Annotated in this window: 8 protein-coding genes and 1 pseudogene; 4 read left to right on the top strand and 5 right to left on the bottom strand. The window is 48.0% G+C overall.

Annotated elements, in window-relative coordinates:
- Positions 1–140 precede the first annotated feature (140 nt).
- Positions 141–626 carry a DUF4189 domain-containing protein gene (locus tag HMPREF2865_RS01685; RefSeq protein ID WP_070608623.1) on the top strand — a complete coding sequence of 162 codons (486 nt, stop codon included), beginning with the start codon at positions 141–143 and terminating at the stop codon, positions 624–626.
- 72 nt (positions 627–698) lie between these two features.
- Here HMPREF2865_RS01685 and HMPREF2865_RS01680 read toward each other — a convergent pair whose 3' ends face one another.
- The 4 genes from HMPREF2865_RS01680 to HMPREF2865_RS01665 form a co-directional block, all read right to left on the bottom strand.
- Complete coding sequence (locus HMPREF2865_RS01680) at positions 699–1,139, bottom strand: hypothetical protein (RefSeq protein WP_070645233.1); 441 nt, start codon at positions 1,137–1,139, stop codon at positions 699–701.
- A gap of 71 nt (positions 1,140–1,210) precedes the next feature.
- Positions 1,211–1,657 (bottom strand): SsrA-binding protein SmpB, encoded by a 447-nt coding sequence (gene smpB, locus HMPREF2865_RS01675; RefSeq protein WP_003679566.1) that lies wholly within the window; start codon positions 1,655–1,657, stop codon positions 1,211–1,213.
- 84 nt (positions 1,658–1,741) lie between these two features.
- Entirely contained in the window at positions 1,742–1,957 is a 216-nt protein-coding gene (locus HMPREF2865_RS01670; protein ID WP_003679564.1) for a hypothetical protein, read from the bottom strand.
- Between the two features lie 75 nt (positions 1,958–2,032).
- A complete protein-coding gene (locus HMPREF2865_RS01665) occupies positions 2,033–2,236 on the bottom strand; it encodes a cold-shock protein (protein ID WP_070460950.1) in 204 nt (67 codons plus the stop codon).
- 258 nt (positions 2,237–2,494) lie between these two features.
- On the opposite strand from HMPREF2865_RS01665, the gene clpS reads away from it, so the two are divergent.
- Positions 2,495–2,806 (top strand): ATP-dependent Clp protease adapter ClpS, encoded by a 312-nt coding sequence (gene clpS / locus HMPREF2865_RS01660; protein ID WP_003679561.1) that lies wholly within the window; start codon positions 2,495–2,497, stop codon positions 2,804–2,806.
- A 3-nt stretch (positions 2,807–2,809) separates the two neighbouring features.
- Entirely contained in the window at positions 2,810–5,089 is a 2,280-nt protein-coding gene (gene clpA, locus HMPREF2865_RS01655) for an ATP-dependent Clp protease ATP-binding subunit ClpA (RefSeq protein WP_070645231.1), read from the top strand.
- A gap of 57 nt (positions 5,090–5,146) precedes the next feature.
- Here the strand turns inward: clpA and HMPREF2865_RS01650 are convergent, their stop codons facing one another.
- Positions 5,147–5,512, bottom strand: a complete 366-nt coding sequence (locus HMPREF2865_RS01650) for a transcriptional regulator (protein ID WP_016687458.1) — start codon at positions 5,510–5,512, stop codon at positions 5,147–5,149.
- A 144-nt stretch (positions 5,513–5,656) separates the two neighbouring features.
- Between HMPREF2865_RS01650 and HMPREF2865_RS01645 the strand changes: the two are divergent.
- A pseudogene (locus tag HMPREF2865_RS01645) lies at positions 5,657–6,224 on the top strand (hypothetical protein); the annotation flags it as partial.

Here is a 6,224-nt window from a genome sequence, read left to right as displayed (position 1 = left end):
GGGATTTTGGGGAATTTTGCAAAGGTCTCGGCCTATAATCTATCTACCACACTCAAATATTCATTTTAAAAGCAAATTTATATCAAATAAGTACTTTTGCTTTATAATAACGACAAATACCCAACAAACAGGGAACAAACATGAAAAAAACACTAATGACACTTATCCTTTGCGCACTGACTCCTGCCGCCCTGGCTGCCGACACTTACGGCTACCTGGCCATGTGGCAAAACCCTGCCGACAGCAATGAAGCGCTGCAAATCAAAACTACCAAAGAAAATGCCACCCAACTGGATGCGACAGCCGAACTCGAAACATTCTGTAAAGGCCAAGATGCCTTAGCCGGTATCGGCGCAGGCCAAGCGACTGGCTGTAAAACGGTTGTTCCCCTGCACAACACCTGTATCGCTGTTGCCTATCCTAAAGCCATGGGCAAATTGACCGCGCAAAACGTAGTGGCCATTACCTCCCCACGTTTCAAAACCGTACATCAAATTGCCTTGAACCAGTGTATCAAAAAATACGGTTCACAAGGACAATGCGCTTTAGAAACAGTCTATTGCACTTCCGAAACCTACTATCAAGGTACGGTCAAAACCCTTTGGGAAAAAATCAAATCCATTTAAGGCCGTCTGAAAACAAAACCGGCTTGCCCGATATGCTCCATATCGCGGCAAGCCGGTTTTTTATTCTGGCTTTTATTTGCTGTTTTTTTCCAACAATTTGGCCACAACACCTTCAGCCTGTTTCACCAAATCAGGATTGGTTCGGAAGTGGTTTTCATCATTTAAAGAGTAGCTGACAGTAGAAACCGCATACTTCGTGCTTCGCAACACAAATACGCCTTTACGCAAGATTTCGTCATTGCCTTTGGTTTTGTAACGCAGGTTATACGGGCAAGAAGAATCATACAGTTTGCTGCGGTTGTCCGCTGTCACAATAGTGCTACCAATGCCGCGTTTTGCCAAAGCTTTATACAAAGCACGATCCAAATCATGCGGTCTTACTTTTGCATTTTGAATGATGCAGACATGTTTGATGCTGGTCAGCTCTTCAGGTTTCAATACTCTTTGTTCCGTAGTGGAACACGCGCCCAGCAACAATACGGCTGAAGCCGCTGCTAAAATCATGGTTTTCATCTGTTTTCCTTTTTAAAATTTTCAAACAATAAATATTCAGACGGCCTTTACAAAAAGGCCGTCTGAAAAAATCAACGTACGTTTTTCATCAAACGCTGTTTCTCACGCTTCCAATCCGCTTCTTTCAGGCTTTGGCGTTTGTCATGCTGTTTCTTACCCTTGGCCAAACCGATTTCCACTTTGATTCTACCACGTGTGTAATGCAGGTTTAAGGGCACAATCGTATAACCGGCACGTTCGGTTTTACCGATTAACTTGTTGATTTCCGATTGTTTCAACAACAATTTACGCGGACGGACAGGGTCGGGTTTGACGTGTGTCGAGGCAGTGGGCAATGCGGTAATGTGGCAGCCCACTAAATAGAATGCGTCTTTTTTCCAGTAGATATAGCTTTCTTTTAATTGAACGCGTGCAGCGCGGATGGCTTTTACTTCCCATCCTTCCAATACTATACCGGCTTCGATTTGGTCTTCGATAAAGAAATCGTGAAAGGCTTTTTTATTATTGGCAATACTCATTGTGCTGATTCTTTACAAACTTTTCAGACGGCCTATTTTATCAGGCATGCTTAAAAAATAAAACGGCAAACGGTTTTGAAACGTTTATTCGCTTAAAACATGGCGGCGGTAAAAGCGGTCTATATCGGCAATGGCTTTTTCATCTTCAGGGCGCAAATCCAGTTTCAAATCGGCAAGGCGGATCAAGATTTGGTCTTCACGCTCAGCAACGGCGCAGCTGACTTCGCCTTCGCTGCGAAAATGACGGATAAGCTCGTCTAGCTGGTTTAAAGCATTTTGATAAGATGAATTTTGATTCATAATTTTTAACCCGAACGCCCATAAAAAATGGCGGGAAACCCCGCCATGATTTTACGGCTTATGCCGCGCATTTGATTAAGCAGCTTGAATGTTAGCAGCTTGTTTGCCTTTAGGGCCGGTGGTTACGTCGAAAGATACGCGTTGACCTTCTTTCAGGGTTTTAAAACCATCCATGTTGATCGCTGAGAAGTGAGCGAACAAATCTTCGCCACCTTGATCAGGAGTGATAAAACCAAAACCTTTAGCGTCGTTAAACCATTTTACGATACCGGTTGCCATTAGAAACTTCCTATACTTAAAAATTAACAAAATCAGCAAAACAAGGCATACAAAAAACTAAAACGTTCAGCGTTTCTCCCACGTATTGCATACGCGGTTGAGTGCCAACTTCTGCTTAACCGTCTTTTTACATTTGTTAAGACAAAACGTCAAGCTATGTTTTCAAAAAAGTGGGAAAATAGAAAAAAAATTGCCGAAATACAACAGAAAACGGTTTGCACTCTAAAACAGGCCGTCTGAAAACTGAAACCTAAGATTATGAACCATCCGAATACCGACCACCAATCCGATACCCTGCTCAGCGATATCAACACACAGCCGCCGAAACGTTACGGCGTATTTTTATTGAACGACGATTACACCACCATGGAATTTGTCGTCGAGATCCTGACCGAAGTCTTTATGCTTGCACAGGAACAGGCAGTGGCCGTCATGTTGCTGGTGCACCACGAAGGCAAAGGCCTGTGCGGCACCTACACGCGCGATATTGCCCAGACTAAGCAACATCAGGTCATGGAACGTGCCAAAGCTGAAGGGCATCCGCTCAAATGTATAGTCGAAGAGGTTTAAACCATGCTTTCACCCGAATTGGAACACATCCTGCAACTGCTCTACCGTGAAGCACGCAACGCGCGTTATGAGTTTATCAGCTTGGAACACCTGCTTTTGGTGCTGATAGAAGAAGATGCGGCTGTGCCGAACGTCTTGAAACTGTGCGGTGCAGATTTGAAAATCCTGTCTGAGCAGCTTGCGGCAAGCATTGCAGAAAACACGCCGCAAATTCCCGATCATCTTCTGGATACGGTCGAAACCCAGCCGACATTGGGCTTCCAACGCGTCATCCAACGTGCGATGGTGCATACCCAGTCTGCCGGCAAAGCCGCAGTAGAGCCTTTGGATATTTTGGTTGCCATGATGAGCGAATCCGAAAGCCATGCCGTTTATTTCCTCAAATTGCAATCCATTACGCGCTTTGAAGTCTTGCGTTGCATTGCCCATGGCTCACCCGATGACGAGGACGGCAATGATTCAGACGGTCTGGGACGCGAGGGCGAAGAAGCGGAACAAAAAACCGGCTCCCTTTCCGACTACACCGTCAACCTCAACACCGAAGTCAAAGCCGGCCGTATCGACCCTTTGATTGGTCGCAAACACGAAATGGAAAGGCTGGTACAAATCCTGTGCCGCCGCCGCAAAAACAATCCGCTTTTGGTCGGCGAGGCTGGCGTAGGCAAAACCGCGCTGGCAGAAGGCTTGGCACATCAAATCGTCAACGGCGACATTCCCGACGCGCTTAAGGAAGCCGAAGTGTACGCGCTGGATATGGGTTCGCTTTTGGCGGGCACAAAATACCGCGGCGACTTTGAAGCGCGGGTCAAATCCGTCTTGAAACAGCTCGAAAAAATCCCGCACGCCATTTTGTTTATCGACGAAATCCATACCATCATCGGCGCAGGCAGCACCAGCGGCGGCACGATGGACGCATCTAACCTACTCAAACCTGCATTGGCGAAAGGCTCATTGCGCTGTATCGGCGCAACCACTTACGACGAATACCGCACCATTTTCGACAAAGACCACGCCTTAAGCCGCCGTTTCCAAAAAATTGACGTGGTCGAACCCACCGTTTCCGAAACCGTGCAAATCCTGCGCGGCTTGAAACCGATGTTTGAAGATTTCCACCAAGTCCGCTATACGCAAGGTGCACTTGAAGCCGCTGCCGAACTTTCCGCACGTTACATCAACGAGCGTTTCCTGCCCGACAAAGCCATCGACGTGATGGACGAAGCAGGCGCGGCACAACGGATTCTGCCCAAATCCAAACAGAAAAAAGTCATCGGTAAAGCGCAAATCGAAACCGTCATCGCCAAAGTTGCGCGGATTCCTGAAAAAACCGTGTCGCACGATGACAAACAAGTGCTGCAATTCCTCGGCCGCGATTTGAAAAACATGGTTTACGGTCAAGAAAATGCCATCGATGCGCTGGTTGCCGCCGTCAAAATGTCGCGCTCCGGCCTTGCCCTGCCCGACAAACCGATAGGCAGTTTCCTCTTCTCCGGCCCAACCGGCGTCGGCAAAACCGAAGTCGCCAAACAGCTTGCCTACTCGATGGGCGTACCGCTGCAACGCTTTGATATGTCCGAATACATGGAACGCCATGCCGTATCGCGCCTCATCGGCGCGCCGCCGGGCTACGTCGGCTTTGAACAAGGCGGCCTTTTGACCGAAGCCGTCAACAAACAGCCGCATTGCGTGTTGCTCTTGGACGAAATCGAAAAAGCCCACCCCGACATTTTCAACGTCCTCCTGCAAGTCATGGACGCAGGCAAACTGACCGACAACAACGGCAAGAGTGCCGATTTCCGCAACGTCATCCTGATTATGACCACCAACGCAGGCGCAGAAAGCCTCAGCCGCCCCAGCCTCGGCTTCACCGCCAAACGCGAACGCGGCGACGAAATGCAGGCGATCAACAAACTCTTCACGCCCGAATTCCGCAACCGCTTGGACGCAATTATCCCGTTTGCGCCCTTGTCCGAACCCATTATCGTCAAAGTCGTGGACAAATTCCTGCTCCAGCTCGAACACCAGCTCCTCGACAAAAAAGTCGAAGCCGAATTTACGCCGGCATTGCGCAAATATCTGGCGGAAAAAGGTTTCGACCCTCAAATGGGCGCACGCCCAATGAACCGCCTGATTCAGGAAAAAATCCGCAAACCGCTCGCCGACGAACTCCTGTTCGGCAAACTCGCCGAAGGCGGCTTTGTGCTGATAGACTGGGATGCTGCAAAAGAAGAAGCCGTGTTAAAGTTTAAGAAAAGCAAGGTCAAACCTGAAACAGAAACTGTTTAACCGACTGAAAAATAAAAGGCCGTCTGAAATTTCAGACGGCCTTTTTGTGATTAAATCTCAATCCTCCGCTTTATGAAGCAAAGTAATCAACGCCTCCTGCTTTTCCGGCGACAGCGCGCGGAAATATTTCAACAACAATGCCTCTTGCGGGGAAACTGCCCCACCTTCTTCCAACATTCGTCCGTGCCGCAGCCATTCTCCGCTGGTATCCAGCCATTTCGCCAGCGTTTCGATTTTATCGGGCGTCGGAATCGAACGTCCGACTAACCAATGATGGAAAGCCTGCGTACTGACGGATTGATTGGGATGGCGAAGATTGAAGCGGTTGGCAAGGCTGGCGTTGGAAAGATTATCCAAACCCGCCAGCCTGATTGCGGTTTTCAAGCGTTCGCTAAAATCGATTTTGTCTTGTTCGGTATGCATAATTGAGAATTATGAATAGCCGATTGTTGCAAAAATTAACAGTTCTGTTGTTTTTGTAAATTATTTACTTGATATTTTCAAATGACTGGTTGATAATACGTCTGCATTTTAATTATCAACCCACTCATTACAAAGGAAACATCCATGTCTTTACAAAAAATAAGTGCAGTAACCGTTATTGCTTTAAGCCTGGCAGCCTGTGGTGGAGGTGGAGGAGGAACGCCATCTACACGACCAACCAATACCAATATTGAAAATACAAAAGCCGAAGAAGCGCGTAAGGCTGAAGCAGCCCGTAAAGCCGAAGAAGCACGTAAGGCTGAAGAAGCACGTAAAGCCGAAGAAGCACGTAAAGCTGAAGAAGCGCGTAAAGCCGAAGAAGCGCGTAAGGCTGAAGCAGCTCGCAAAGCCGAAGAAGCTCGTAAAGCCGAAGAAGCTCGTAAAGCTGAAGCAGCTCGCAAAGCTGAAGAAGCACGTAAGGCTGAAGAAGCTCGCAAAGCTGAAGCAGCCCGTAAAGCCGAAGAAGCTCGTAAAGCCGAAGAAGCTCGCAAAGCCGAAGAAGCTCGCAAAGCCGAAGAAGCTCGTAAAGCCGAAGAAGCTCGTAAAGCTGAAGAAGCTCGTAAAGCTGAAGAAGCTCGCAAAGCCGAAGAAGCACGTAAAGCTGAAGAAGCTCGTAAGGCTGAAGAAGCTCGCAAAGCTGAAGAAGCTCGCA

This window comes from Neisseria sp. HMSC073G10, from assembly GCF_001812605.1.
In the GTDB taxonomy this organism is placed as follows: Bacteria; Pseudomonadota; Gammaproteobacteria; order Burkholderiales; family Neisseriaceae; genus Neisseria; species Neisseria subflava_A.
The sequence above is the reverse complement of the archived record's forward strand: the minus strand, read 5'-3'. Positions and strand labels throughout refer to the sequence as shown.